This is a genomic window from Microbacterium sp. CCNWLW41 (assembly GCF_037083505.1).
Genome location: NZ_JBAOJP010000009.1, coordinates 261,903 through 287,185, shown reverse-complemented (window position 1 = coordinate 287,185; position 25,283 = coordinate 261,903). Strand labels below are relative to the sequence as shown.

The following is a 25,283-nucleotide window of genomic DNA, read 5'->3' as shown; positions in this document are numbered from 1 at the left end:
GATCAGACCTCTTCCTTCCTGTTGTTGTCTTCGTGCTGGCGGTGGAGCTGTTCGATGCGCTCTGCGAGGAAGCTCCACGTCCGCCAGAACTCCGTGAGCTGTTCGCGCCCCTGCGCGTTGAGGGAGTACACCTTGCGCGGCGGCCCCTTCTCGGACGGCACCTTCTCGACGTCGACGAGACCGCGCTGCTCGACCCGCACGAGCAGGGCGTAGACCGTGCCCTCGGCGATGTCGCTGAAGCCCTGGTCGCGCAGCCACGTGGTGATCTCGTATCCGTAGGCCGGGCGGCCCGAGAGGATCGCGAGCACGATGCCCTCCAGCGTGCCCTTGAGCATCTCGGTCTCCTGCTTGCCCACCACGCGCCTCCTCTGACTACTCAGTGTTGCTGACTACCAGTACAAAGTAACACTAGGTACCAGTACCTAGCAACACCGAATACCGAGAAGTCTCGGGTGCCGGAAACGCCGAAGAGCGGATGCCTCGAATCCGAGGCATCCGCTCTCCGCGACAGATGGGGTGCCGGTGGTGGGAGTCGAACCCACACGCCCTTGCGGGCAACCGAGTTTGAGTCGGTCGCGTCTGCCATTCCGCCACACCGGCCCGCGGGCATGCCGCGCGTCCGCGATTGACCATACCGTAGGATTCAATGGTGACTGAGCAGGAGCAGAACGCCGCCCCCACGGCCTCCACACCCCGTCGTGTCGTCGTCGCGGAGGATGAGTCGCTCATCCGCCTCGACATCGTCGAGATCCTCCGCGACAACGGGTTCGACGTCGTCGGCGAGGCAGGCGACGGCGAGACGGCCGTCCAGCTGGCGACCGAGCTGCGGCCGGACCTGGTGATCATGGACGTCAAGATGCCGCAGCTCGACGGCATCTCCGCCGCCGAGAAGCTCAGCAAGAACCACATCGCCCCCGTGGTGCTGCTGACGGCCTTCAGCCAGAAGGAACTGGTCGAGCGCGCCAGCGAGGCCGGCGCGCTGGCGTACGTGGTGAAGCCGTTCACGCCGAACGACCTGCTTCCCGCCATCGAGATCGCCCTCGCCCGCTACGAGCAGATCATCACGCTCGAGGCTGAGGTCGCCGACATGGTCGAGCGCTTCGAGACCCGCAAGCTCGTCGATCGCGCCAAGGGCCTCCTCAACGAGAAGATGGGCCTGAGCGAGCCCGAGGCCTTCCGGTGGATCCAGAAGGCGTCGATGGACCGCCGCCTCACGATGCAGGACGTCGCCAAGGCGATCATCGAGCAGCTCGCGCCGAAGAAGGGCTGACCGCGCACGCTTTGCAGGAGCGGATGCCTCGATCGGGGCATCCGCTCTTCGCGTGAGGATCAGCGCTGCGGCCGCTGCGTGATGTGGTTCGTGATGCGCACCGTCGAGCAGCGGCGCCCCTGGTCGTCCGTGACCACGATCTCGTGGACAGTGATGCCGCGCCCGAGGTGGACGGGCGTGCACACTCCCGTGACGACCCCGGACGTGGCCGAGCGCGTGTGCGTGGCGTTGATGTCCACGCCGACGGCCAGACGTCCGGGCCCGGCATAGAGGTTCGCCGCCATCGAGCCGAGGGACTCGCCCAGCACCACATACGCACCGCCGTGCAGGAGCCCGACGGGCTGCGTGTTGCCCTCGACGGGCATGGTCGCCACCGCGCGCTCCACCGAGAACTCGGTGAAGACGATCCCCATCTTCTCGGCCAGCGCGCCCATGCCGCGATTCGCCGCCCACGCGAGTCCGTCGACGGCGGAGGGGGAGTGCTCGGGCATGGCAGGACTCTCGGTTCGGGCGGCGGGACGGGCGTTCCGCGCGGGAGGGACTGTCGCCGCCCCTGGCTAGGCTTGCAGGGTGACGGACACCGCAAAGCCTACCCTTCTCGTCGTCGACGGCCATTCGCTGGCGTACCGGGCCTTCTACGCCCTCCCGGTCGACAACTTCTCGACGAAGGACGGCCAGCACACCAACGGGATCTACGGATTCCTGGCGATGCTGATCAATCTCATCAAGGCGGAGAAGCCCACCCACCTCGCCGTCGCGTTCGACACGTCCCGGCAATCCTTCCGCACGCGGGAGTACAGCGAGTACAAGGCCAACCGCTCCGAGACGCCCAGCGAGTTCAAGGGCCAGATCCCGCTCCTGCAGGACTGCCTGGCGGCGATGAGCATCCGCACGCTCTCGCAGGAGGACATCGAAGCCGACGACATCCTGGCGACTCTCGCCACCCAGGGTGCGGCGCAGGGCTTCCAGGTCCTCGTCTGCTCCGGCGACCGGGACACCATCCAGTTGGTGAACGACGACATCACACTGCTGTACCCGAACGTGCAGGGCGTCTCGCAGCTCAAGCGCTACGACCGGGAGGCCGTCATCGAGCGCTACGGCGTGCCGCCCGAGCAGTATCCCGACATCGCCGCCCTCGTCGGCGAGACCAGCGACAACCTCCCCGGCGTTCCGAAGGTGGGCGAGAAGACCGCGGTGAAGTGGCTGACCCAGTTCGGCTCGCTCGACGCCCTGCTCGAGGGCGCGGATTCCATCAAGGGCGTCGTCGGCGGCAACCTGCGCGAGCACCTCGACGACGTGCGCCGCAACCGGCGCCTCAATCGCCTGCTGACAGACGTCGAGCTTCCGTTCGGTCCCGACGACCTCGAGGTGCAGCCGATGGACGCCCAGGCGGTGCGCGACATCTTCTCCCGGCTCGAGTTCAAGACGCTCATCCCGCGTGTCGCCGAGCTGGCCGGCATCGAGCAGCAGATGGCCGCGGTCACGTCGGCAGCGGCCGAGCTCGCCCCCGTCGCACAGGAGCTCTCGCCGACGGACTTCGCCGCCTGGCTCGCGGCCACCACCAGCGAGGTCGGCGTGACGGTCGTCGTCGAGGGCGGGCAGCCGGCGCGCATCGGGGCGGCGACCAGCGATGCCGCCGCCGAAGCGGCATGGACGCCCGAGCTGCAGGAGGCGCTGACCCCCTGGCTGACGTCCGACGAGCCGAAGGTCCTCGCCGACGCCAAGCCGCAGGTCAAGGCGCTCCGCCGCGCCGGGCTGCGGCTGGGCGGGCTCGTCTTCGACGTCATCCTCGGCGGTTGGCTGCAGCGGCCCAGCCTCCCCGACAAGAACCTCGCCGACCTCGTCGACCGCTACCTCGACGAGCGACTGCCCGAGTCCGATCCCGCACAGCTCGTACCCGAGACGGAGGGCGCGACCACCGGGCAGCTGTCGTGGTACACGCTGCGCGTGGCTCGCGCCCTGCAGTCCGAGATGCCCCCGAGCGTCACGAAGGTGCTCACCGACATCGAGCTTCCGACCCTGCACACGCTCGCCGACATGGAGCTGGCAGGCGTCGCGGTCTCGCACGAGCGCCTCTCTGCCTTCTCCGGAGAGCTCGGCGCGCGCGCCGACGCCTTGGCTGCGCAGGCGTATGCGGCGATCGGCCGGGAGGTGAACCTCGGCTCGCCGAAGCAGCTGCAGGAGGTGCTCTTCGAAGAGCTGCAGCTGCCGAAGACCCGCAAGACGAAGACCGGGTACTCCACGGACGCCGCGGTCCTCGCCGACCTGCAGGAGACCAACCCGCACCCGTTCCTGGACCTGCTGCTCCAGCACCGCGAGGCGACGAAGCTGCGCCAGATCATCGAGTCGCTCGACACGGCGATCGGCGCAGACCGCTCGGCGGGCGCCGACGGACGCATCCACACCACGTACGTGCAGACCGGCAGCCAGACCGGCCGGCTGTCGAGCACCGACCCCAACCTGCAGAACATCCCGATCCGCACCGAAGAGAGCAGGCGCATCCGCTCCGCCTTCACGGTGGGCGAGGGATACGAGACGCTGCTGACCGCCGACTACTCGCAGATCGAGATGCGCATCATGGCGCACCTGTCGGAGGACCCCGGTCTGATCGAGGCCTTCAACTCAGGGGAGGACACTCACCGCTTCGTGGGCTCCCGGGTGTTCGGCGTCGCGCCCGAGGACGTCACCCCCGCCATGCGCACCAAGGTCAAGGCGATGTCGTACGGTCTCGTCTACGGCCTGTCCGCCTTCGGGCTCTCCAAGCAGCTGCGCATCGAACAGGCCGAGGCGAAGCAGCTGATGATGGAGTACTTCGCCCGTTTCGGCGCGGTGCGCGACTACCTGCGCTCGTCGGTCGAGCAGGCCCGGATCGACGGGTACACCGAGACGATCTTCGGCCGCCGTCGCCCGTTCCCCGATCTCGCCAGCCCCAACCGCGTGCTGCGCGAGAACGCCGAACGGGCGGCGCTGAACGCGCCCATCCAGGGCAGCGCCGCCGACATCATGAAGATCGCGCTGTTCCACATCCACGACGACTTCGCCGCCGAGGGTCTCACCTCACGGGTGCTGCTCCAGATCCACGACGAGCTCGTGATCGAGGTGGCGCCGGCGGAGTGGGAGGCGGCGGAGCGCATCGTCCGCTCGCGCATGGGCGACGCCGCGCAGCTCTCGGTGCCGCTCGACGTGCAGATCGGCCGCGGAGACGACTGGAACGCCGCCGGCCACTGAGCCTGCGCCGGGCGCGGGGAAGAGACTCGAAGTCCCGTTTGGCGGCACCACGTCTCGTCCCTAGGCTCGGAGCCATGACTGACGAAACCCGCACACCCACGCAGATCGACAAGATCGCAGATGCGTGGGTCGACACCCTCGCCGAGCTCGAACCGACGCTCGCGACGTACATCGGCCGCTCGGAGTACAACGACCGGTTCGGCGACTACAGCCCGCAGGGGCACGAGCGCCTGGTCGAAGAGGGCCGCAAGACCCTGACCGCGCTGCAGGCCGCCACACCGGCCGATGATGTGGACGCCGTCACCCAGGACGACCTCGCGCGCGAGATCCAGCTCGGACTGGACCTCCACGACGCGAAGTGGCACCTGCGCGACCTCAACGTCATCGCATCGCACGCGCAGAACATCCGCTCGGCGTTCGACCTCATGCCCACGGCGACGGCCGACGACTGGTCCGTCGTCGCCACGCGCCTCGGCGCGGTGCCCGGCGCCATCGACGGCTACGTCGCATCGCTGCGCGAGGGCATCGCCCAGGGCGTCGTGCCGGCCCGCCGCCAGGTGGTGGAGGTCGCGACGCAGATCGCCCGCTACACCGCCGACGGCGGCTTCTTCGCCACATTCGCGGCCGAAGCGGCCCCGGCGGAGGGCCAGCTGCCCGCGTCGCTCGCGCGAGAGGTCGCCGACAACGCCAACGCCGCCCGCGTCGCCTACGACGAACTCGCGTCGTTCCTCACCGCCGAGCTGGCGCCCGCGGCGACGGAGAAGGACGCCGTCGGCCGCGAGCTGTACGCGCTGCACTCCCGCCGGTTCCTGGGAGCGACCGTCGATCTCGACGAGACGTACGAGTGGGGCATCGAGGAGCTGGCCCGCATGGTCGCGGAGCAGGAGTCGATCGCGAACGAGATCAAGCCCGGGGCATCCGTCGAGGAGGCGGTGGCCTTCCTCGAGCAGGACGCCAGCCGCAAGCTCCACGGCACCGATGCGCTCCAGAAGTGGATGCAGGAGACCAGCGACCGCGCCGTCGCCGAGCTGGGCAGGACCCACTTCGACATCCCCGAGCCGATCCGCACGCTGGAGTGCATGATCGCGCCGACGAAGGAAGGCGGGATCTACTACACCGGCCCGACCGACGACTTCTCGCGGCCCGGCCGTATGTGGTGGTCGGTGCCGGAGGGCGTGGAGGAGTTCGACACCTGGCGCGAGCTCACGACGGTCTATCACGAGGGCGTCCCCGGTCACCACCTGCAGATCGCCCAAGCGGTCTACAACCGCGCGCAGCTCAACACGTATCGCCGGCTCCTGGCGGGGACGTCGGGCCACGCCGAGGGATGGGCGCTGTACGCCGAGCGCCTCATGGAGCAGCTGGGCTACCTCTCCGACCCGGCGGACCGGCTGGGCATGCTCGACGGCCAGCGCATGCGCGCCGCGCGCGTGGTGCTCGACATCGGCGTGCACCTCGAGAAGCAGCGCCCCGACGAGCAGGGACCGTGGGACGCGGACTTCGCGCTGGACTTCATGCTGCGCAACGTCAACATGCCCGAGGAGTTCGTGAAGTTCGAGGTCAACCGCTACCTCGGCTGGCCTGGCCAGGCGCCGTCCTACAAGGTCGGCCAGCGCATCTGGGAGCAGCTGCGCGACGACGTGGCCGAGCGCGAGGGCGACGCGTTCTCGATCAAGCAGTTCCACAAGCGGGCGCTCGACATCGGAGGCGTCGGACTCGACACGCTTCGCGCCGCGTTGTCCCGCTGACGTGCGACGAGGCTCAGCGATCGTCCTCAGCGCCGGTCGCTGAGCCTCCTCCGTCGCCGGCGAGCAGGGCGACGACCTCGGCGTCGGTCGTCTGGCCGAAGTCGTCGTAGTACTGACCCACGGCCCAGAAGTCCGCCTCGCGGTGCGGGCACACGAACTCGTCGACGGCATCCGCGGGCGGCCGCCACCGGTGCGGCGCGACGGGCACCGCGAGGACCACGCGCGTCGCGCCGCGCGCCCTGACCGCACGGCAGGCGGCGACCGCGCTCGCGCCCGTCGCCACGCCGTCGTCCACGACGAGAGCCGTGCGGCCGGTCAGATCAGCCGGACGCGAGCCGTAGGCATCCGTCCGCCGTTGCAGCTCCTCGCGTTCGGCCTCCTCGACGCGCTCGACGTCGCCCTCGGACATCCCCGCCCATCGGACCGCCCCGGGGGTGACGATCCTGACGCCCTCGGCGATGGCCCCGACGGCGAACTCCTCATGGCCGGCCGCCCCGAGCTTGCGCACCACGACGGCGTCGAGGGGGAGGCCGAGCTCCTGTGCCACGGCGGCGGCGACCACGACACCGCCGCGGGCGATGCCGAGCACGACGGCATCCGTTCCCCGCCACCGGCTGAGCGCGCCCGCCAGCTCCCGCCCGGCTGCCCGTCGATCCGCGAAGAGGGCCATGCCCCACACGCTACGCCCATGCGGTCTGCACGTCTCGGGAATGCCGCACCGACCGGCGAGGTTCATGCAATCGCATAGAAGGAGACGCAATGACCTCTGTCGACCCTGCCACCATCGAGCTCGGACTGGACACGTTCGGCGACGTGACCCGCGATGCGTCGGGCGAGCTGCTCAGCGACGCGGAGACCATCCGCAACGTCGTGGAGCAGGCCGTGCTCGCCGACCGCGTCGGACTGTCGTTCTTCGGGGTGGGGGAGCACCACCGCCGGGAGTTCGCCATCTCGAGCCCCGAGATCGTCCTGGCGGCAGCCGCCGCGCTCACGGAGCGGATCCACCTCGGCACCGCCGTCACCGTGCTCTCCAGTGACGACCCCGTGCGGGTCTTCGAGCGCTTCGCCACGCTCGATGCCGTCTCCCACGGCCGCGCCGAGGTGATCCTCGGCCGCGGGTCGTTCATCGAGTCGTTCCCGCTGTTCGGGTTCGACCTGCGCGACTACGAGGCCCTCTTCGACGAGAAGCTCGACCTCTTCTCGCAGCTGCTGACGGAGAAGCCGGTCACCTGGAGCGGCACGATGCGCGCTCCACTGGAGGGCGCCGACGTGTTCCCGAAGACCGAGAACGGGCTCCGGGCATGGGTGGGCGTCGGCGGCACGCCCGAGTCGGCGGTCCGCGCCGCGCGGTACGGCTACGGGCTCATGCTTGCGATCATCGGCGGCCCCGCCGCCCGCTTCCGGCCGTTCGCCGACCTGTACCGCCGGTCGCTCAAGACGTTCGATCAGCCGCAGCTGCCCGTGGGCGTGCACTCGCCCGGCCACATCGCCGAGACCGACCAGCAGGCCTGGGACGAGGCCTACGAGGGCTTCGAGGCGATGAACAACTCGATCGGACGGGAGCGCGGCTGGCCCACGTACAACCGGCTCCGCTTCCAGCACGATGTCGGGCCCGACGGCGCACTGTACGTCGGTTCGCCCGAGACGGTGGCCCGCAAGATCGCCGACACGGTGCGAACGCTCGGCGCGTCGCGGTTCGACATGAAGTTCTCCACCGGCACGCTGTCGCACGAGAGGATGATGCGCTCGATCGAGCTCTTCGGCACCGAGGTGGCCCCGCTCGTGCGCGACATGCTGTCGTGAGCCCCGCCGGGTGCGCGGCATCCGTAGCATGACGCTATGACGGATGCCGGAACCCGTATGTCGTCGACGCTCTCGCAGCGTCTCGACCGCCTCCCGTTCACCCGCGCGCATCTGCGCGTGCTCACCGGCTCGGGGGTCGGCTGGGCACTGGACGCGATGGACGTCGGTCTCATCTCGTTCGTGATCGCGGCCCTCGCCGCGCAGTGGAGCCTCCAGCCGAGCGAGACCGCGTGGATCGCGTCGATCGGGTTCGTGGGCATGGCCATCGGCGCGAGCGTCGGCGGCCTGCTGGCCGACCGCTTCGGCCGGCGGCAGGTGTTCGCCCTGACCCTGCTCGTCTACGGCGTGGCGACCGGCGCGAGCGCGCTCGTCGGCGGGCTGGCGGCTCTGCTCGTGCTGAGGTTCCTCGTCGGCCTCGGCCTCGGCGCCGAGCTCCCGGTGGCCAGCACCTACGTGAGCGAGTTCGCGCCGGCGCGCATCCGCGGGCGCCTGATCGTCATCCTGGAGGCGTTCTGGGCCGTCGGGTGGACGCTCGCTGCGCTGATCGGCTACTTCGTGATCCCGTCCTCCGAGAACGGCTGGCGCTGGGCGTTCGCACTGGGCGCCATCCCGGCCGTCTATGCGCTCGTCGTGCGCTGGGGGCTGCCGGAGTCGGCGCGGTGGCTGGAGCGGCGCGGGAGGTTCACGCAGGCGGAGTCGGTCGTGCGCACCTTCGAGGAGGCGGCGGGCGTCACGGCGGCTCCGGCCGCCGGCAGGCCTGTCGCGTCACCGGCGAAGGCGACCTCCCTCGGGGAGCGGCTCGGTGCGCTGTGGTCGGCCGAGTTCCGCGTGCGCACGGCGTGCCTGTGGCTGGTGTGGTTCTGCGTCAACTTCTCGTACTACGGCGCGTTCATCTGGATCCCGTCGATCCTCGTCGCGCAGGGATACGACCTGGTGCGCTCGTTCGGCTTCACGCTCATCATCACGCTGGCGCAGCTGCCCGGCTACGCCGTCGCGGCCTGGCTGATCGAGGTCTGGGGCCGGCGGGCGACGCTCTCGGTGTTCCTCATCGGCTCCGCAGCATCGGCGGTCTTCTTCGGCACGGCCGGATCGCCGGGCGTGATCATCGCGGCCGGCATGGCGCTGTCGTTCTTCAATCTCGGGGCGTGGGGCGCGCTCTACGCGGTGAGCCCGGAGATGTACCCCACGTCGCTGCGCGCCACCGGCACGGGCTGGGCGGCCGGCGCCGGCCGCATCGCGTCCATCGTCGCGCCGCTCGTCGTGCCGCCGCTGCTGATGGCGGGCGGGGCGCCGACGCTGTTCGTGGTGTTCGCGGTGTTCTTCGCCGTCGCGGCCGCCGCGGCGTGGGGCCTCGTCGACCGGCGGGGGGCGGCGCTCGACGACCGGTGACCGGTGGCGGTCGTAGGCTGGGGTCGTGGCATCCGTTCGATACGTCGCCATCGGCGACTCCTTCACCGAGGGCGTGGGCGACGAGCTTCCCGACGGACGCGTGCGCGGCTGGGCGGACCTCGTGGCGCAGGGGTGGGCGGATGCCGCCGGCGAGGCGATCGACTACGCCAATCTGGCCATCCGGGGCAAGCTCGTGTGGCCGATCGTCGAGGAGCAGCTCGAGCCCGCTCTGGCTCTCAAGCCGACGCACCTGTCGTTCAACGGGGGCGGCAACGACATGCTGCGCCCGCGCACGAGCGTGGCGCGGGTCGTGGAGGCGTTCGACACCGTCCTGCGTCGCTGCGACGAGGAGGGCGTGCAGCTCATCGTCCTGTCGGGCGCGAACCCGACGCGCCAGCTGCCGCTGCGACGCGTCATCCAGCGCCGGGGGGACCTGCTCTCGCACGCGGTCGAGGCCCGGCTGTCGGCTCGCTCCGACATCGTCCGCGCCTACAACTGGTTCGACGAGGAGCTCGCGAGCCCGCCGTACTGGTCGGAGGACCGCCTCCACATGAACTCGCGCGGCCATCACCGCGTCGCGGCACGCGTGCTCGACGCCCTCGGACTCGAGGTGCCCGCCTCATGGTGGTCGCTCGATCCGCTGCCGGGCGCCGGCGCGCGCGGAGCGGCCTACTACCGTGACCACGTCGGGCCTTGGGTGCGGCGCCGGCTCACCGGAACCTCGTCGGGCGACGGCCGGACCGCCAAATTCGCTCAGTGGACCGCGTTCGCCCCCTCAGCCGCCTGACGCGGCCCCCGACCGGGCCGACTGCAGCCCTCAGCCCGGTTCGCCCTTCAGCCGGTAGGTGAGCTCGGCGAAGGCGCCGGCCTGGCGCGCGGAGAGCAGCTCGAGCCGATCGGCGCCGAGGCGGCGGGGGAGGAGCGGCTTGCCCGATGGGAGCGTGGCCGGCGCGACGGACACGCGGATCTCGTCGAGGAGCCCGGCATCGGCGAACTGTCCGGCGAGATCGCCCCCTCCCACGACCCACACATCGCGGTCGCCGGCGGCGTCGCGGATCTGCGGCCAGGCGTCACGCACGTCTCCGGCCGCGAAGCGGACGTCTGCCCCCGGGACCACCGGCAGCTCCCGCGTGGTGAAGACCCACGTGGGCCGCTCGCCGTAGTACGCCGGCCATTTCTCCGGATGCGCGACGAGGTCCTCGTGCTCGAGCACCCACCGGTAGGTCGACGACCCCTGCACGAGTACGCCGATGCCCGCGAGGAACCGCTGGAAGTCGGCGTCGCCGCCCTCGCCGCCCGGGGCGGCGAACAGCCACTCGAGCGAGTCGTCGTCGTCGGCCAGGAACCCGTTGAGGGTGGTCGCAGTGTAGAAGATGACGCGAGGCATGTCGTGACGGTATCGCGGGGATACGACACCGGGTATTGACGTTTGTTCAACCGATCGGTATTGTACCTACCGGTTGAACAAAGGAGGAGTCCCGTGGCCGACACCCTGAGCCGCACGTTCGCGGCTCTCGCCGACCCCACGCGTCGTGCCATCCTGGCGCGGCTCGCCGACGGGGAGGCGACGGTGGGCGAGCTCGCAGAGCCGTTCGACATGACGTTCGCCGCGATCTCGAAGCACCTCCGGGTGCTCGAGGGGGCGGGCCTCGTCACGCGGGGCCGTAACGCCCAGTACCGGCCCGCGCGGCTCGATGCACGACCCCTGGCCGCGGCATCCGACTGGATCGGCGGTTACGCGCGGTTCTGGGAGGACAGTCTGGGCGCACTCGACCACTACCTCAACGCCCTGCAGCAGCTGGGCGCCGCAGACGGCAGGGCCGTCGCATCCACCGAGAAGGAGAACGACCATGACTGAGTACTTCACCGTGACCCGCACCCTGCAGGCGCCGCGCGACCTCGTCTTCGAGGCCCTCACCAGGCCCGAGCACTTCGCCGTGTGGTTCGGCACCGCGGCGGTGGAGGTCCCGCAGGAGACGCTGACCATGGACGTGCGACCGGGTGGGGCCTTCCGCGCCGTCATGCATCTGCCGGACGGTGGTCTCATCCATTGGGCGGGCGAGTACCGGGTGGTCGAGCCGCCGTCGCACCTGGCCATGACGCTCACCGACCAGCCCGGCGACGACGCAGGCCTGCCCGTGCTGTTCGACCTGGAGGAGAGCGACGGCGCCACGGTCCTCACGATCCGCCAGGACCGGTCGGACTTCACCGACGAGCAGGTCGCGGCGACGATCGCCGGCTACAACGCGTTCGTCGACGACATCGAGCGCGTGCTGGAGCGCCTGCAGACCGCGTGACGACGCCGCGGTGTCGATCCGGATGCCGCGTCAGCGGCGCGGCCCGCGTGGCCGGCGGGGCGGATCCAGGCCGAGCCGGATGCGGGTGCGCTTGCGCTCGATCACGATGAGCACGGCTCCGAGCAGCCACAGCGGCACCTGCATCAGGAACGCGACGCGGAAGGCGTCCAAGCTGTAGGTGTCGGGCGTTCCGGCACCCTGCAGGTCGAGGGCGAGGCCGATGAGGAGGATGGCGATCAGTGCCGCCAGGAACCCGCCGGCGTTCGTCACGCCCGTCGCGGTGCTGAGCCGGTGCGACGGGTTGTGGGTGCGGGCGTGGTCGAAGGCGATCATCGAGGCGGGACCGCCGGTCGCGAGCGCGACGGCGAGCACCAGGAGCAGCCACAGCGGCGCCGGCCCGGGGTAGGCGATGACCGCGAGCCACGCGATCGCCTGGACGGCGACCGTGGGCAGCACGAGGGCCTGCGACCGCAGATGGGGGACGCGGCGGGACAGTTCGCCCATCACCGGCCCGAGCAGCATGCCGACCACGACGTAGAGCGACATGACCGAGGCCGCCTGGGCGGTGGTGAGGCCTTCGCCGGCGGTGAGGAAGGGCATTCCCCACAGCAGGACGAAAGCCGTCCCGGCGAACGGGGTGGTGAAGTGGGACCAGAACGCCAGCCGCGTGCCGGGGTGCGCCCATGCCGCGCGGATCCCGACGCCGGTGTCGACGGCGGAGGTCACGACCCGGATCGCTCCGGTGTCGGTGTCCACCGACACGTCGTCGTCGCGGTCGGGCGGATGGTTGCGGATGAGCAGGAACACCAGCACCGCGAACAGGATGCCGAGCCCGGCGATACTGCCGAACGTGATGGTCCAGCTCGTCGCGTGGAGGAGAGCCGCCAGCGGCACCAGCGACACGAGCTGCCCGGACTGGCCGACGATACCGGTGAACTGCACCATGAGCGGTCCCCGCTGAGCGGGGAACCAGGTGGCGATGAGACGCAGCACCCCGGGGAAGATCGCCGCGTCGCCCGCCCCCAGCAGCATCCGCGCGAGGATCGCGACGCCGACGCTGGGGGAGAGGGCCATGGTGAGCTGCCCCACCGCCATCAGGATCATGCCGACCGTCATGATGGGCCGAGCGCCGTATCGGTCCAGCAGCACCCCGATGGGGATCTGCATCCCGCCGTACACCGCCAGCTGGACGACCGCGAACATCGACAGGGTCGCCGCGTCGGCATCGAACCGGGCGGCCGCATCGACGCCGACGGCGCTGAGGGAGGACCGGTTCGTGATCGCGAGCACATAGGCGGCCACCCCGACGGTCCAGATCACCCACGCGCGCAGCCCGGGCCCCGCCGCGGGAGGACGCGAGAGGCTGGGCACGATTCCACAGTAGCCGCCGGCATCCGCGGCTCTTTGAGTGCTCACGCGTCGTTTGTCAAGACCCTCCTCGCGCGGTGGCGACTGCGTCACGGTTGTCGAGGGACAACTCGTCCCACAGCAGGGGAGGGCCCATCGCCGCGCCCCGGAAAGGACACCTCGCATGAGTATCGGAGCTGGCATCGCCCTCTTCGCCATCGGAGCGATCCTCGCGTTCGCGGTGAACGTGGAGGTCGAATGGGTGAACCTCGACATGATCGGCTACATCCTGATGGCCGCAGGAGCCGTCATCTTCATCATCGGCCTCGTCCTCATGGCGCGCCGCCGCCGCTCGGACACCGTGACGCGCACCGCGGTGGACCCCGTCGCGAACGAGCGCGTGACGCGCCAGAGCACGGCTTCGACCGACGACGCCGCCGGACTCTGACGAACACACCTGACCGCGGGCGCTACGGCGCGCCCGCGGTCAGTGCTCTCCGCCCTCCGCGGGGACGACCTCTCGTTGTGCCCGGGGGCCCGCGACGCTCGAGAACGGCTATCCGCCCGGGGTGCCGACGGCTGTGATGGTGTCGGGAAGGGTATCGCCGCTGTCCGGAACGACCCGCCGGAACTCGTCGTCCTGCCGGATGTAGAGACCTGCGACTGCTCCGGTGACGAAGTACTGACCGCCGGCCTCTCCGGGCAGCATCGTCGGAGTCAGGAACAGCAAGTACTCCTCGCCCAGGCCGAGCACCGGCGGAAGATCCTGTCGAACCTCGACGGTGTCGCCCACCGCGGCGGGCTCCGGGCGGTCAACGAGAGCGGCGCCCAGCTGTGGGTTCGTGGGCGCGTTGGTGACCTCGACGGAGGAGATGGTCGCATCGCCTTCCGTCGTCTGCGTCGACACTGTGCCCACGACGATCGACGAACTGTCAGCCGCGAGCGATTCGACGCTGTCGTACAGCGTGTGCCGGCTGCCCGAGCTCGTCTGGGAGCAACCGGCCAGAAGGCCGGCCACGACGATGCCGACCGCGAACAACCCGGCCGTCGTCAACCGCGGTCGCGTACCAGGCAATGCCACTCCTCGGTTCAGCTAAGGGTTGATCTGCAGAATTTCGCGGCGTTGAACGTGACCGCGGCGAGACTCATAACGACGAACGTAATGGGACGAGGTGTTCCAAAGCCAGCGGGTCGCAGGACTGAGGAGCGGCTGGAGCGTCGGCGTCCGACGCGGGGGAGGGACCGGCTTTCGGTCGGGTTCATCCGGTGCAATGGTGGCCGCATGGAAACCATCGAGTGGTGGGCGAAGGTGGACTCCGACGCCAAGGCGTGGCTCATTGCCCATAACGGCGAAGCGGTATCGTCCGAAGTGCTGAACAAGATAGCGGCGGCAGGCGGCGCGGTCACCTCGAGCGCATGGTGGGTCGGCGAGTCAGGACCTGACGGCTTCTTTCTCTCGGATGAAGCCGTCGACTGGATCGAAGCAGCAGCGAACGACGAGTCCGGCTGAATCCCGCGCGGCGGAGGACCGGCGCGCGAACGCACGAGAGCGAGCTTCGAGAACGTGCAGCGATTGCACGCCGGCGGATTGCGTGGGCGTCGACGCGATGACCGTCAGCATGTCGGCGACGCTGTGGCGGAACCCGGTGAACAAGTCCGACCCGGTGAACCTCGCGGACCTCGACGAGGCCACGCGCCGTGCACTCGACGAGGTGCCGCCCTGGCCACGCCCGGCCTGGTTGGTCGAGTCCGTCGAGCGGATGCGGTATCCGATGCTCTGGGAGGCTGCGCAGACGACCTGGCATCGTGAGGAGACCGAGCGCAGCACCCTCGATTCGCTGCTGGTGCAGCACACGAATCACATCCTCATGAACTAGTTCCGTGAACAACTCGGGCTTGGTCTATGCAGTGGGTGCAAAGCTCCCCGGCGGCGGCACCCTTACCGCCGTCGTTCCGCGAGATCACGTTCCGTTTCTCACGCTGGCGTTCGTGCGGCGCCCCCGCTGACACCCACGTCCCGCACAGCGCCGCCCGCAGGGCGATCCGCTGCGTACCGCGCGACTGAAGGCAGGCGAGGACCGTCTAACGCCCGTCGTGATTTAATCCTCTTCATCCCAGAGTGTTGGATGGTCTCATGAATTGGGCGGAGATGGACCGGCACATTCCGTTTCCATTCCCCGGAGGCGCGTTCCCGGCAACGTTGGGTGCCGTCGTTCAACTTACGGTGTTGCATCAGGTTGAACCCGCGCGGCTTGTCGTACATGACATCGATGGGGACTGGGCGATCGGCGATGGCGTGAACGACCCCAACCTCCCTGACGCTTGCGTTGCCACACACATCGCGCACGTGCTGACACTCGATCCCACGTTGGCCGCCCTGGCCACGCTTCCGCCCGGACATATGGCTGAACGCGCGAGCCCCGCTGATGAATGGCAGATTTCCGCCCACAGTTACGACCTGTAATGCCCGTGCCGACTCAGGTGGCTTTGCTGCAGGGAACGTTGGCCATCAGCGTTGCGCGCGGAATATCTCACCGGTCGTGTGGAATGTGTGCAGCAGCGAGATTGCTTCACCAGGTGTGGACAACGACGTCAGCACCGCTCTGCACCGAAGTCAGCTCATCGACTTGACGACGACCGGTCGCCGTAGCGGGCTACCGCGCCGCATCGAGATCTTCCTGCACGACGAGGACGGCGTGCTGTTCATCACCGGGATGCCGCGTCGAGACCGCACAAGGGACTGGATACACAACATCACCGCAGACCCCAACGTCATCGTGCATCTGAAGACAGACATCGAGGCCGACGTTCCTGCCACGGCGCGGGTGATCACCGATCCCCGCGAAGCACGGCCGCTCATCGAGGCCGCCGCACGCCGATGGCGCAGAGACGATGTCGACGAGATGATCGCGCACAGTCCGCTCATCGTGCTGACTCCGGCTGCCGCGCCCGCCGTCTGACCGCATCCCGAGGCACCGGCCGCGGCCACGGCGCGAAGGGGAGATGCGGCGATCACCGTGACGCTCGAAACTGCCGGAGCCGAGATGGCCAGTGACATCGCCGTCACGCCTGACAGCGACATGGACGCACTCCGCGACCATCGCCGACGCACCGACGAGTGGGCTCGTCCGGCGCCAACCAAAGCAGGTCGAGGGGAGAGGCCAATTCGAACCAGACGCGAAGAGGTCGATCTTCGATCTGACATAATGTGCATTATCGGCGCTCAGCCGACCAGCGAGCCGGCCTCAGACGAGCCACTCGCCATCCCGCATCAGCAGGCGGCCTGCGAGCTCATTCGACTCGCGCCAGGCCTGGATGCGGACAGGACGCAGCACGAGGAAGACGTAGGCGGCCAGTCCGCGCGGGTCCCAGTCGGCCTGCGCGGCGTACGCCGCGCCGATGCGCGCGTCGTCGTCGACGCCGAGCGACCGCTCGAGCGCGACGTCGATGATCGCGACGTCACGCGTCGGCCCCACGGCGAGCCGTGCGACGTTCGACGCGGCGAGGTTCCGCGCCGTCACGGATGCGCCCTCGAGGGCGATGACGGCGCGCTCGTCGATCCACGCGAGCGACAGCGGCACCAGATACGGCGTCGCGTCCGCGGACGCCGTGGCCACCCAGACGTCGGCGGCCGGAGCGGTCAGCGCGGCGAGCAGGTCGGCCTTGCGCGCGGCACGGTCGCGGGGCTGCGGCATCCATCGCTCCTTCGTCTCGGCGGGTGCCAGTCTGACAGACCGTGACGAGCGATTCGGAGCGACAGAACGTTGTCCCTAAGCTCGGAGCGTGCTGGAATCGCTCACCGGGTTCGTCGTGGTGGGCGTCGCGATCCTCGTCGGGTGGATCCTTGGGCGCATCGACCTCCTCGGCGAGCACGCCCGGCCGGTGCTGGCGCGCCTGACGTTCTTCGTGCTGTCGCCCTTCCTGCTGTTCGTCGTGCTCGCCCAGGCGGACGTGCGAACGCTGTTCTCGGCGCTGCTGCCGGTGTCCGCGATCGCCGCGGTCGCCGTGATCCTGGTGTACGCCGTGGTCGCCCGCCTCGCCTGGCGGCGCTCGGTCGGCGAGACGGTCATCGGCGCCCTGAGCGCCGGCCAGGTGAACTCCAACAACATCGGCATCCCGCTGTCGCTGTACCTGCTGGGCAGCGCCGCGTATCCCGCCCCCGTGATCCTCATGCAGCTGCTGGTGTTCACGCCCATCACGATGGCGATCCTGGATGCCGTCACCACCGCCCGCGCCTCGCTCTGGCGGGCCGTCGCCCGCGTGGTCACCAACCCCATCGTCGTGGGATCGGTGCTCGGCACGCTCGTGTCGGTGCTGGGGGTCGACCTGCCGCCGATCGTCATGGAGCCGGCGGTGCTCATCGCGAACGCCTGCGTCCCGATCCTCCTGATCGCGTACGGCATCTCGCTGCACGGCCAGCGCGTCCTCGGTCCGTCCGGACGCCGCCAGGACATCGTGCTGGCGACCGTGCTCAAGCTCGTGGCGATGCCGATCGTGGCGTGGGCCGTGGCGGAGTTCGTGTTCGGCCTCAGTGCCCACGACGTGCTCGTGGTGACGGTGCTGGCCGCTCTCCCGACCGCGCAGAACGTGTTCAACTACTCGCAGCGATACGACGTCGGCGAGACCATCTCGCGCGACACGGTGTTCCTCACCACGATCGGGTGCGTCCCCGTCCTGATCCTGGTGACGCTGCTGCTCGGGTGAACGGTCGCCGGCTAGGCCCGCACGAGTTCGCGCAGCGCACCGATCACGACTCTGGCGCCGTGCTCGTCGCGCAGCACCGTGATGAGGGTGTGCGTGCAGCCGCGGCACCGCACGATCGCGGCCGTCTCGTCGAGCTCCACGATCGCCTCGGCCATCGGCGCGGCCGCGCCGCAGCCCCCGCAGACACCGATGAGCGCGGTGACGTCGGCCCCGAACACGTCCCACAGCATCCCCGCGGCGGCGTTGCCGTCCACGGTGCTCGTGGCGATATCCGCCCGCATCATGCACCTCCGAAGCGCTCGGTCCTGATCCGCGCCGGCGGATGGCCCAGCTCGACCAGCGCGTCGGCGACGTGCTCGACGAAACCCGTCGGACCGCAGACGTACACGATCGGCTCCCGTCCAGGGTCCCACGTCGACTCGCGCAGCGCATCGAGGTCGACCCGCCCCACCGCCGCGCCCCACCCGGGCGGCGCGGAGCGGGTGTAGCGCCAGGCGACCGCCACTCCCCCGTCCGCCGCGCCGCGCTCCAGCTCATCGCGATATATCGCGTCCTCGGCACGGCGCACGGAGTACAGCAGGCGAACGGATGCCGCGGCTCCGGCATCCGTCGCCGCCCTCGCGATCGCCATCAGCGGCACGATGCCCGAGCCGCCGGCGATCAGCTGCACGAGCCCCTCTCCCCCGGGCCGCCAGACGAAATAGCCGCCCAGCGGTCCCTTCACCTCGAGCTCGTCGCCGGGGAGCACATCGCGCACCAGATAGGGCGAGACCTCGCCGTCGGGGATCTCGTCGACCGCCAGCTCGATGGTGTCCGAGGCGCCGTACGACCCCAGCGAGTACGAGCGCTCGGCCTGATAGCCGTCCTCGGCGGTCAGGCGGACGTCGACGTGCTGGCCGGCCACGCTCCCCGGCCAGCCGGGCACCGCGAGCCGGAGGATCCGCGCCGAGCGTGTCACCGGAACGGCGTCGACGACCCGGGCCGGACGCCAGTCGCCGACCGTCACCAATACCGCTCCTCGGTCCAGGGGTCGCCGTGCATGTTGTAGCCGTTCTGCTCCCAGAAGCCGGGCGCGTCGTCGTCCATGAGCGTCAGCCCGCGCACCCACTTCGCGCTCTTCCAGAAGTACAGATGGGGCACCAGCAGACGCGCCGGACCCCCATGCTCCGGATCGAGCGGCTCACCCTCGAACTCGAACGCGACCCACGCCCGGCCGTCGCGCAGCTCGTCGAGCGGGATGTTCGTGGTGTACCCGCCATACGAGTGCGCCATCGCGTAGCCGGCATCCGTGTCGACGCCCTCGAGCAGCGTGTCGAGCGAGACGCCCCGCCACGAGGTGCCGAGCTTGGACCAGCGGGTGACGCAGTGGATGTCGGTGTGCACGTCCTCGATCGGGAGGGCCAGGAACTCCTCCCACGTCCAGGAGACCACGCCGCCGGCCTCGTCGCGGATGCCGAAGCGCCACTCCCCCGTGTCGACGCGCGGTGTCGGCCCGGCCGACAGCACCGGGAAGTCCTCCGTCAGATACTGCCCCGGCGGAAGTCGCGGATCGCTCTCGCGACGGCGTGCGCCGAAGCCCCTCGAGATGACGGCCATTCCAGCTCCCTCCGACGGCTCGCCCGGCGCATCGCCATCGCGGGGCGACGCACGCTCACGGTAGCGCGGAGAGCTGCCGCGGGGCGAGCACTGTCACGACACACGAACGATGTTGCGCCGGAGTTCGACATGAGGTCTAAGCTTTAGCCGCACCACGTACAGGAAACTTTCAGAAAGGCCGCACATGTCCACTGCATCCGAGGCCGAGAAGTCGGCCGTCAACGGGATCCGCACGGCGCTCGGGATCGGCGGTGTCCTCGCCGTCATCGTCGGCATCCTGGTCCTGGTCTGGCCGGGCAAGACCGCCGCCGTCGTCACCGCGATCATCGCGATCTACGCGATCGCCGCCGGCCTCGTCTACGCCGGTCTGGGGATCTTCTCCAAGACCAAGGGCGGTTGGGCGCGCGTCGGGCACATCGTGCTCGGCATCCTGTTCATCATCGCGGGCATCGTCGCGCTGCTGAACCTCGGACAGGCCACCGCCTGGCTCGCCCTGTTCCTCGGCATCCTCGTCGGCATCATGTGGATCGTCGAGGGCATCGTCGCACTGTCCACCCTCGGCGACGCCGCATCCAAGGTGTGGTCGGTCATCTTCGCCATCCTGAGCATCATCGCGGGCATCATCCTGCTCTTCTCGCCCATCTGGGGCGCCGCCGTGCTGTGGTGGCTGCTCGGGATCGCGCTGATCGTGCTCGGCATCATCAACATCGTCCGCGCCTTCACCTTCAAGGGCGACCTCTGATCAGGCACTGACGACGACGGCCCCGGGAGCGATCGCTCCCGGGGCCGTCCGCGACGATCAGGTCACCGGCAGGTGACGCCGCCACCAGTCCAGCACGGCGTCGAAGCGCTCGACCCGGTGGCGCGGCTGACCCGAGCGGGTGAGCTCGTGATCCTCACCGGGGAAAACCAGCAGCTCAGCGTCGGTGCCCTGGCGCTTGAGCGCGGAGTAGTAGCGGGTGGCCTGCTCGAGCGGGCAGCGGAAGTCCAGCTCCGAATGCATCACCAGCGTCGGGGTGGTGACCTGGCCGACCACCGCCATCGGGCTCTGCCGGGCGATGTCGTCGGGCGAGACGCCGACGTACTCGTCGCCGAAGAACGACCCGATGTCGCTCGTGCCCTGGAAGGAGACCGGCTCGAGGAACCCGCGCTCGACGATGGCCCCGGCGAACCGGTGGTCGTGCGCGATCACCCACGCCGTGAGATAGCCGCCGTACGAGCCGCCCTGCACGCCGACGCGGCCGCCGTCCAGGCGATCGTCATCGGCGATCGCTCCCTCGAGGAAGTCGATCACGTCGGCGAAGTCCACCGTCCCCATCTGCTGACGGATGCTTCGCCCGTGCGCGCGCCCGTAGCCCGCCGAGCCGCGGGGGTTGCAGTAGACCACCGCGTAGCCGGCGTCGACGAGCACCTGCGTCTCGTCGAACAGGTGCACCCCGTACGCCGCGAACGGCCCGCCGTGGATCTGGAGGATCACCGGGAACGGACCCTCGCCCTCGGGCGTCGCCACCCAGCCGTGCACGGGGTAGCCGTCGCGGCCGGTCACGGTGAGCTCCCGGGGCAGGACGATGCCGGATGCCGCGGCCGCTGCACCGAATGCCGTGAGCGTCCGCGGCTCGTCGCCGACGAGCACCAGCTCGCCGAAGGAATCGGGCCGCGACACCGCAGCGACCACCTGGCCGCCGACGGCGGCGTGCCCGCCGACCTCGACGTCGCCGCCGAGCACCTCGGCGATGACCCCCTCGCGGGAGATGCGCAGCAGCCGGACGCGGCCGCGCGTGGTGTCCTGGGCGAGGAAGTCGGCGTCGACGGCGGTGAGATGCCCCTCGCCGAGGTGGATCGTCTCCGCGTCGGTGAGGCGCCGCGGACCGGTGTCCTCGAGGAGGAAGACCCCGACGCCGGGGGCGACGAAGTCGAGACCATCGCCGACCTCGTGGGCGAGGATGCCGATGGCGCCGTCTCCGGCGACCGCGACGTCGAGCACCGAGAGCCCTGCGTCTGCGCCGAGCACCTCGCGGACGCCCGATCCGTCGAGCGCGACGGCGACGAGACGGCTGCGCAGATCGCGGCGCTCCGTCTCGATCTCATCGGGCACCGTGAGCAGCTCGCGGCCGTCCGCCGTGAACACGATCCTGCTGTGCGACGTCGGCCCCGAGGTGAGCGCCCGCGCCTCGGCCGCGAGGACCCGCTTGCGGACAGGCTCGGCGTCGTCGGCGCGCACGGCTGCCGCAGGCTCGTAGAACGGCTCGCTGTCGGGCTGCGGCGCCGCGACCACGAACAGGTGCGCGGGGCGGTCGGCGGCGTAGCCCAGGCCGTTCGCGTGCCAGCGGACGCCGGTGATCCGGCGCGGCGCCTCGGCGTGGGGCTCCAGACCCTCGACGCTCCCGTACCGCCCCTTCTCGGGCACGCGCGCGAGGAACGCGATCGTGGCGCCGTCCGGCGACCACGCGAACTGCTCCACCCCGAGAGGGGCGTCGGTCGCCTGCACGGGCTCCCCGCCGCTCGCTGCGACGACGTGCACCTGCGGCTTGCGCGCGCCGTCCGCGCGCAGGAACGCCAGCTGAGAGCCGTCCGGCGAGAGCCGGGGCGCGGTGTCGGCGGTGCCCCGGGTCAGCCGACGCGGTGTGCCGCCCGGCAGCTCGACGCGCCACACCTGGCCGACGGTCCGGTTGGCGTCGAGGTCGGGCCGCGAGGTCGCGAAGACGGCGAAGGAGCCGTCAGCGGCGACATCCGGACGCCCGACCGAGATGAGTGTCTCGATGTCGCGAGCCTTCACCGATCACTCCCCCGCGAACGACGACGTGTCGCCGATGAGACGCGTGTTGCCTGACGGCACCGGCTCGACGGCCGCGGCGGCGACCTCGGCGGCGAACTCCGACACGTTGTAGAGCTTGCCCGCGTCCTCGCGGCGCGCCGCGATGGCGCCGGGGTTGGCCCGTTCGAGCAGCGTGGCCGTGATGGTGCCCTCGATCATGTCGCCGGAGACGACGACGAACTCCACCCCGCGTTCCGTGAGGGCAGGGATGCGCTCGCGCAGGGCGTCCTCGCCGGCCCGCTTGGACAGCGCGACGGGCTCGTACTCGGGCATCGTCGGCGTGGTGCGGATGAAGTGCGCCTGGTGGCTGGTGACGAAGACCACCCGCGAGCCTTCGCGCAGCACCGGCAGCGCGGTCTCGAGCACGCGCACCTGCGCGTCCCGGTTGAGTTGCAGGGCGTAGTCCTCTGCCATGCCGGACTCCATGCCGCCCGATGCGTTGAGCACGAGGATGTCGAGGCCTCCGAACGCGGCGGCGACCTCATCGAACATCGCCTGCACCGACTCCGCGTCGGTCAGGTCGGCGCCCACGACGAGCACCTCGACGCCGAGCTCGCGCAGCTCCGTCGCGAGCTTCTCGGCCCGCGGGGCCTTGTTGCGGTAGTTGATGACGACGTTCGCGCCGCCCTGCGCGAGGTACCGCGCGGTGTCGGCGCCGATGCCGCGCGACGAGCCGGTCACGAGCGCGGTCCTGCCGCTCAGGGCACCGGCGGGAATCGGGGTGGGTGTCTCAGTCACACAGCGACCCTACCTGCTAGGTTCGAGGCAAGAGGAGGCGCACCGTGGAGCTCATCCAGACCGTCGAGCAGTGGGCGTGGATCGGCTGGCTCGTCTTGATCCTCGTCTTCCTCGTCATCGAGATGCTCACGCTCGATTTCACCTTCCTGATGCTCGGCATCGGCGGCCTGGCAGGGCTGGTGGCCGACATCCTCGGAGCACCGATCTGGCTCCAGGTCATCATCGCCGCCGGCGTCGCCGCCGTCCTCGTGCTGCTCCTGCGGCCTCCGCTGCTGCGGCGCCTGCGACGCGGCGAGGACCCCACGCCGTCCAACGTCGACGCCCTCATCGGCATCGGCGGCACCGTTATCTCGTCGGTCGGCGCCCACGGCGGCCAGGTGAAGCTCGCGAACGGCGACGTCTGGACCGCGCGCACCGAGGCGGGCGATCTCGACCCGGGCACGCGGGTCCGCGTCAGCCGCATCGACGGCGCCACCGCGGTCGTCCGCTCCGACTCCCCCGAACCTCTCGCCCCCGCTCAGGAAGACCCCTACGCATGAACGACTTCGCCGCGGCCGTCCCCGCCGCGATCGGCTGGCTCCTCGCGATCGCGGTCTTCATCTTCGTGCTGGTCGTGATCGTCCGGTCGATCCGGATCATCCCGCAGGCCAACGCCGGGATCGTCGAGCGCCTGGGCCGGTACCACAAGACCCTCATGCCCGGCCTGAACCTCCTGGTGCCGTTCATCGACCGGCTGCGTCCGCTCATCGACATGCGCGAGCAGGTCGTGTCGTTCCCGCCGCAGCCCGTGATCACCGAGGACAACCTGGTGGTGTCCATCGACACCGTGGTCTACTTCCAGGTCACCGACGCCCGCGCCGCGACGTACGAGATCGCGAACTATCTCGGCGCCGTCGAGCAGCTGACGACGACCACCCTGCGCAACGTCGTCGGCGGGCTCAACCTCGAAGAAGCGCTCACCAGCCGCGACAACATCAACGGACAGCTGCGCGTGGTGCTCGACGAGGCGACCGGCAAGTGGGGCATCCGCGTCTCCCGTGTCGAGCTGAAGGCCATCGACCCGCCGCACTCGATCCAGGACTCGATGGAGAAGCAGATGCGCGCCGAGCGGGAGCGCCGCGCGACGATCCTCACCGCCGAGGGCTCGAAGCAGTCCCAGATCCTCGAGGCCGAGGGCCGCCGGCAGGCCGAGATCCTCAAGGCCGAGGGCGACAAGCAGGCGGCGGTCCTGCGCGCGCAGGGCGAGGCCGAGGCGATCCAGACGGTCTTCGACGCCATCCACTCCGGCAACCCCGACGACAAGCTGCTGGCCTACCAGTACCTGCAGACGCTGCCGAAGATCGCCGACAGCGCCTCGAGCAAGCTGTGGATCATCCCGAGCGAGTTCACCGATGCCCTCAAGGGGCTGAGCGGCTCCTTCGCCGGTGCGGTGACGGATGCCTCGGCCCGCGGCCGTGCGCAGTCCTCGGGTCCCGCCCTCGGCGGCCACACCACGCCGGGCGCCCCTCCGGCTCCGTGACCCACCCGTGGTTCCAGGGCGTCGCCCGACCCCGGGTGCTCGCCCACCGCGGACTGGTGACCTCGTCCGATGCCCGCGACGGCATCGTCGAGAACTCGTTCGCCGCCGTCGCCCACGCCCACTCCGCCGGGATCCGGTACGTCGAATCGGACTGCCATCGCACCGCCGACGGTGTCGTCGTGCTGTTCCACGACGACGACCTGTCGCGCGTGACCGGCGATCCGCGGAAGATCGCCGACGTCACGGTTCACGAGCTGGAGCAGCTCATGACCGGGCGCGGCGGCCTCGTCACGCTCGCACAGGCGCTCGACGCCTTCCCCACCCTCCGGTTCAACCTCGACGTGAAGGCGGCGGATGCCGCGGCCGACGTCGGCGCGACGGTGGCGGTGCATGGCGGGCGGGTGCTCGTGACGAGCTTCTCGGATCAGCGCCGGACCGCGGCGCTGGAGGCCGCGGCGACCGCGAGACGCGGCATCCGTCCTGCCACCTCCGCCGGCAGGAGCACGATCGCGAAAGTGCTCGCGGCCGCCTCGGCCCGCTCGGATCGCCTGCTGGCCAGGGCCCTCGCCGGCGTCGACGCACTGCAGGTGCCCGAGCGGCAGGGACGCCTGCGCGTCGTCACGCCGCGCCTGATCGCCGCCGCCCACCGGCACGGGGTCGAAGTGCACGTGTGGACGGTGAACGACCCTGAGGAGATGCGCAGGCTGGTCGCGATGGGCGTCGACGGCATCGTCACCGACCGCGCCGACGTCGCGCTCGAGGTTCTCGGATAGCACGCCCCGACGAAGGCAGGCAGACGCCCCTGTGCATCGACTGTGAAAGGTCGATG

30 protein-coding genes and 1 tRNA gene are annotated in these 25,283 nt (G+C 70.1%); 18 read left to right on the top strand and 13 right to left on the bottom strand.

Annotated features, from left to right (window positions below):
* Positions 1-2 precede the first annotated feature (2 nt).
* Together V6R91_RS27915 and V6R91_RS27910 are read right to left on the bottom strand one after the other, a co-directional pair.
* Positions 3-356 carry a PadR family transcriptional regulator gene (locus V6R91_RS27915; protein ID WP_336397950.1) on the bottom strand — a complete coding sequence of 118 codons (354 nt, stop codon included), beginning with the start codon at positions 354-356 and terminating at the stop codon, positions 3-5.
* A gap of 161 nt (positions 357-517) precedes the next feature.
* Positions 518-600, bottom strand: a tRNA-Leu gene (locus tag V6R91_RS27910).
* 46 nt (positions 601-646) lie between these two features.
* Between V6R91_RS27910 and V6R91_RS27905 the strand changes: the two genes are divergently transcribed.
* The gene (locus V6R91_RS27905) at positions 647-1,270 is read left to right on the top strand and encodes an ANTAR domain-containing response regulator (protein ID WP_336397949.1); all 624 of its coding nucleotides are present in this window, start codon (positions 647-649) and stop codon (positions 1,268-1,270) included.
* Positions 1,271-1,329: 59 nt separating this feature from the next.
* Here the strand turns inward: V6R91_RS27905 and V6R91_RS27900 are convergent, their stop codons facing one another.
* Positions 1,330-1,761, bottom strand: a complete 432-nt coding sequence (locus tag V6R91_RS27900) for a hotdog fold thioesterase (protein WP_336397948.1) — start codon at positions 1,759-1,761, stop codon at positions 1,330-1,332.
* Positions 1,762-1,840: 79 nt separating this feature from the next.
* Between V6R91_RS27900 and polA the strand changes: the two genes are divergently transcribed.
* On the top strand, positions 1,841-4,498 hold the full coding sequence (gene polA / locus V6R91_RS27895) for a DNA polymerase I (protein ID WP_336397947.1): 2,658 nt from the start codon (positions 1,841-1,843) through the stop codon (positions 4,496-4,498).
* A gap of 74 nt (positions 4,499-4,572) precedes the next feature.
* Positions 4,573-6,246 (top strand): DUF885 domain-containing protein, encoded by a 1,674-nt coding sequence (locus V6R91_RS27890; RefSeq protein ID WP_336397946.1) that lies wholly within the window; start codon positions 4,573-4,575, stop codon positions 6,244-6,246.
* 13 nt (positions 6,247-6,259) lie between these two features.
* Here V6R91_RS27890 and V6R91_RS27885 read toward each other — a convergent pair whose 3' ends face one another.
* Entirely contained in the window at positions 6,260-6,916 is a 657-nt protein-coding gene (locus V6R91_RS27885; RefSeq protein WP_336397945.1) for a phosphoribosyltransferase, read from the bottom strand.
* A gap of 89 nt (positions 6,917-7,005) precedes the next feature.
* Between V6R91_RS27885 and V6R91_RS27880 the strand changes: the two genes are divergently transcribed.
* The 3 genes from V6R91_RS27880 to V6R91_RS27870 are packed head-to-tail and all read left to right on the top strand — an operon-like array spanning position 7,006 to position 10,225.
* A complete protein-coding gene (locus V6R91_RS27880; protein ID WP_336397944.1) occupies positions 7,006-8,049 on the top strand; it encodes an LLM class flavin-dependent oxidoreductase in 1,044 nt (347 codons plus the stop codon).
* Positions 8,050-8,085: 36 nt separating this feature from the next.
* The gene (locus tag V6R91_RS27875; RefSeq protein ID WP_336397943.1) at positions 8,086-9,438 is read left to right on the top strand and encodes an MFS transporter; all 1,353 of its coding nucleotides are present in this window, start codon (positions 8,086-8,088) and stop codon (positions 9,436-9,438) included.
* 25 nt (positions 9,439-9,463) lie between these two features.
* Complete coding sequence (locus tag V6R91_RS27870) at positions 9,464-10,225, top strand: SGNH/GDSL hydrolase family protein (RefSeq protein WP_336397942.1); 762 nt, start codon at positions 9,464-9,466, stop codon at positions 10,223-10,225.
* Positions 10,226-10,255: 30 nt separating this feature from the next.
* Here the strand turns inward: V6R91_RS27870 and V6R91_RS27865 are convergent, their stop codons facing one another.
* Positions 10,256-10,825, bottom strand: coding sequence for a dihydrofolate reductase family protein (locus V6R91_RS27865; protein WP_336397941.1), 570 nt, complete (start codon positions 10,823-10,825; stop codon positions 10,256-10,258).
* A 93-nt stretch (positions 10,826-10,918) separates the two neighbouring features.
* Between V6R91_RS27865 and V6R91_RS27860 the strand changes: the two genes are divergently transcribed.
* Positions 10,919-11,296 carry an ArsR/SmtB family transcription factor gene (locus V6R91_RS27860; RefSeq protein ID WP_336397940.1) on the top strand — a complete coding sequence of 126 codons (378 nt, stop codon included), beginning with the start codon at positions 10,919-10,921 and terminating at the stop codon, positions 11,294-11,296.
* Positions 11,289-11,735 (top strand): SRPBCC family protein, encoded by a 447-nt coding sequence (locus tag V6R91_RS27855; protein ID WP_336397939.1) that lies wholly within the window; start codon positions 11,289-11,291, stop codon positions 11,733-11,735. Before V6R91_RS27860 ends, V6R91_RS27855 begins: the two co-directional genes overlap by 8 nt.
* Positions 11,736-11,765: 30 nt before the next feature.
* On the opposite strand, the gene V6R91_RS27850 is transcribed toward V6R91_RS27855, so the two are convergent.
* Positions 11,766-13,055, bottom strand: coding sequence for an MFS transporter (locus V6R91_RS27850; RefSeq protein WP_442928195.1), 1,290 nt, complete (start codon positions 13,053-13,055; stop codon positions 11,766-11,768).
* 211 nt (positions 13,056-13,266) lie between these two features.
* On the opposite strand from V6R91_RS27850, the gene V6R91_RS27845 reads away from it, so the two are divergent.
* Positions 13,267-13,530, top strand: a complete 264-nt coding sequence (locus V6R91_RS27845; protein WP_336397938.1) for a DUF6458 family protein — start codon at positions 13,267-13,269, stop codon at positions 13,528-13,530.
* 108 nt (positions 13,531-13,638) lie between these two features.
* Here the strand turns inward: V6R91_RS27845 and V6R91_RS27840 are convergent, their stop codons facing one another.
* Complete coding sequence (locus V6R91_RS27840) at positions 13,639-14,136, bottom strand: hypothetical protein (RefSeq protein WP_336397937.1); 498 nt, start codon at positions 14,134-14,136, stop codon at positions 13,639-13,641.
* A gap of 228 nt (positions 14,137-14,364) precedes the next feature.
* On the opposite strand from V6R91_RS27840, the gene V6R91_RS27835 reads away from it, so the two are divergent.
* The 4 genes from V6R91_RS27835 (at position 14,365) to V6R91_RS27820 (ending at position 16,042) form a co-directional block, all read left to right on the top strand.
* A complete protein-coding gene (locus tag V6R91_RS27835) occupies positions 14,365-14,592 on the top strand; it encodes a hypothetical protein (RefSeq protein WP_336397936.1) in 228 nt (75 codons plus the stop codon).
* Positions 14,593-14,689: 97 nt separating this feature from the next.
* On the top strand, positions 14,690-14,959 hold the full coding sequence (locus V6R91_RS27830; protein WP_336397935.1) for a hypothetical protein: 270 nt from the start codon (positions 14,690-14,692) through the stop codon (positions 14,957-14,959).
* Between the two features lie 257 nt (positions 14,960-15,216).
* Positions 15,217-15,546 carry a hypothetical protein gene (locus V6R91_RS27825; RefSeq protein ID WP_336397934.1) on the top strand — a complete coding sequence of 110 codons (330 nt, stop codon included), beginning with the start codon at positions 15,217-15,219 and terminating at the stop codon, positions 15,544-15,546.
* An 85-nt stretch (positions 15,547-15,631) separates the two neighbouring features.
* Positions 15,632-16,042: a nitroreductase family deazaflavin-dependent oxidoreductase gene (locus V6R91_RS27820; RefSeq protein ID WP_336397933.1), complete on the top strand. Its 411-nt coding sequence runs from the start codon at positions 15,632-15,634 to the stop codon at positions 16,040-16,042.
* A gap of 285 nt (positions 16,043-16,327) precedes the next feature.
* Here the strand turns inward: V6R91_RS27820 and V6R91_RS27815 are convergent, their stop codons facing one another.
* Positions 16,328-16,777, bottom strand: a complete 450-nt coding sequence (locus V6R91_RS27815) for a pyridoxamine 5'-phosphate oxidase family protein (protein ID WP_336397932.1) — start codon at positions 16,775-16,777, stop codon at positions 16,328-16,330.
* Between the two features lie 88 nt (positions 16,778-16,865).
* On the opposite strand from V6R91_RS27815, the gene V6R91_RS27810 reads away from it, so the two are divergent.
* The gene (locus V6R91_RS27810) at positions 16,866-17,786 is read left to right on the top strand and encodes an AEC family transporter (RefSeq protein WP_336397931.1); all 921 of its coding nucleotides are present in this window, start codon (positions 16,866-16,868) and stop codon (positions 17,784-17,786) included.
* Positions 17,787-17,797: 11 nt separating this feature from the next.
* Here V6R91_RS27810 and V6R91_RS27805 read toward each other — a convergent pair whose 3' ends face one another.
* The 3 genes from V6R91_RS27805 to V6R91_RS27795 are packed head-to-tail and all read right to left on the bottom strand — an operon-like array spanning position 17,798 to position 19,382.
* A complete protein-coding gene (locus V6R91_RS27805; protein WP_336397930.1) occupies positions 17,798-18,070 on the bottom strand; it encodes a DUF6510 family protein in 273 nt (90 codons plus the stop codon).
* Positions 18,067-18,792, bottom strand: coding sequence for a ferredoxin reductase (locus tag V6R91_RS27800; RefSeq protein ID WP_336398059.1), 726 nt, complete (start codon positions 18,790-18,792; stop codon positions 18,067-18,069). The genes V6R91_RS27805 and V6R91_RS27800 overlap by 4 nt, the downstream gene beginning before the upstream one ends.
* Positions 18,789-19,382, bottom strand: coding sequence for a sulfite oxidase-like oxidoreductase (locus V6R91_RS27795; RefSeq protein ID WP_336397929.1), 594 nt, complete (start codon positions 19,380-19,382; stop codon positions 18,789-18,791). Before V6R91_RS27795 ends, V6R91_RS27800 begins: the two co-directional genes overlap by 4 nt.
* A gap of 184 nt (positions 19,383-19,566) precedes the next feature.
* Here V6R91_RS27795 and V6R91_RS27790 point away from each other — a divergent pair, with 184 nt between their 5' ends.
* On the top strand, positions 19,567-20,124 hold the full coding sequence (locus tag V6R91_RS27790) for an HdeD family acid-resistance protein (RefSeq protein ID WP_336397928.1): 558 nt from the start codon (positions 19,567-19,569) through the stop codon (positions 20,122-20,124).
* 57 nt (positions 20,125-20,181) lie between these two features.
* Here V6R91_RS27790 and V6R91_RS27785 read toward each other — a convergent pair whose 3' ends face one another.
* The gene (locus V6R91_RS27785) at positions 20,182-22,158 is read right to left on the bottom strand and encodes a S9 family peptidase (protein WP_336397927.1); all 1,977 of its coding nucleotides are present in this window, start codon (positions 22,156-22,158) and stop codon (positions 20,182-20,184) included.
* A 3-nt stretch (positions 22,159-22,161) separates the two neighbouring features.
* Complete coding sequence (locus V6R91_RS27780; RefSeq protein ID WP_336397926.1) at positions 22,162-22,935, bottom strand: SDR family oxidoreductase; 774 nt, start codon at positions 22,933-22,935, stop codon at positions 22,162-22,164.
* A 44-nt stretch (positions 22,936-22,979) separates the two neighbouring features.
* Between V6R91_RS27780 and V6R91_RS27775 the strand changes: the two genes are divergently transcribed.
* The 3 genes from V6R91_RS27775 to V6R91_RS27765 are packed head-to-tail and all read left to right on the top strand — an operon-like array spanning position 22,980 to position 25,227.
* Entirely contained in the window at positions 22,980-23,474 is a 495-nt protein-coding gene (locus V6R91_RS27775; RefSeq protein ID WP_336397925.1) for an NfeD family protein, read from the top strand.
* Positions 23,471-24,454 (top strand): SPFH domain-containing protein, encoded by a 984-nt coding sequence (locus tag V6R91_RS27770; protein ID WP_336397924.1) that lies wholly within the window; start codon positions 23,471-23,473, stop codon positions 24,452-24,454. The genes V6R91_RS27775 and V6R91_RS27770 overlap by 4 nt, the downstream gene beginning before the upstream one ends.
* Positions 24,451-25,227, top strand: a complete 777-nt coding sequence (locus tag V6R91_RS27765) for a glycerophosphodiester phosphodiesterase family protein (protein ID WP_336397923.1) — start codon at positions 24,451-24,453, stop codon at positions 25,225-25,227. Before V6R91_RS27770 ends, V6R91_RS27765 begins: the two co-directional genes overlap by 4 nt.
* The last annotated feature ends 56 nt before the right edge of the window (positions 25,228-25,283 follow it).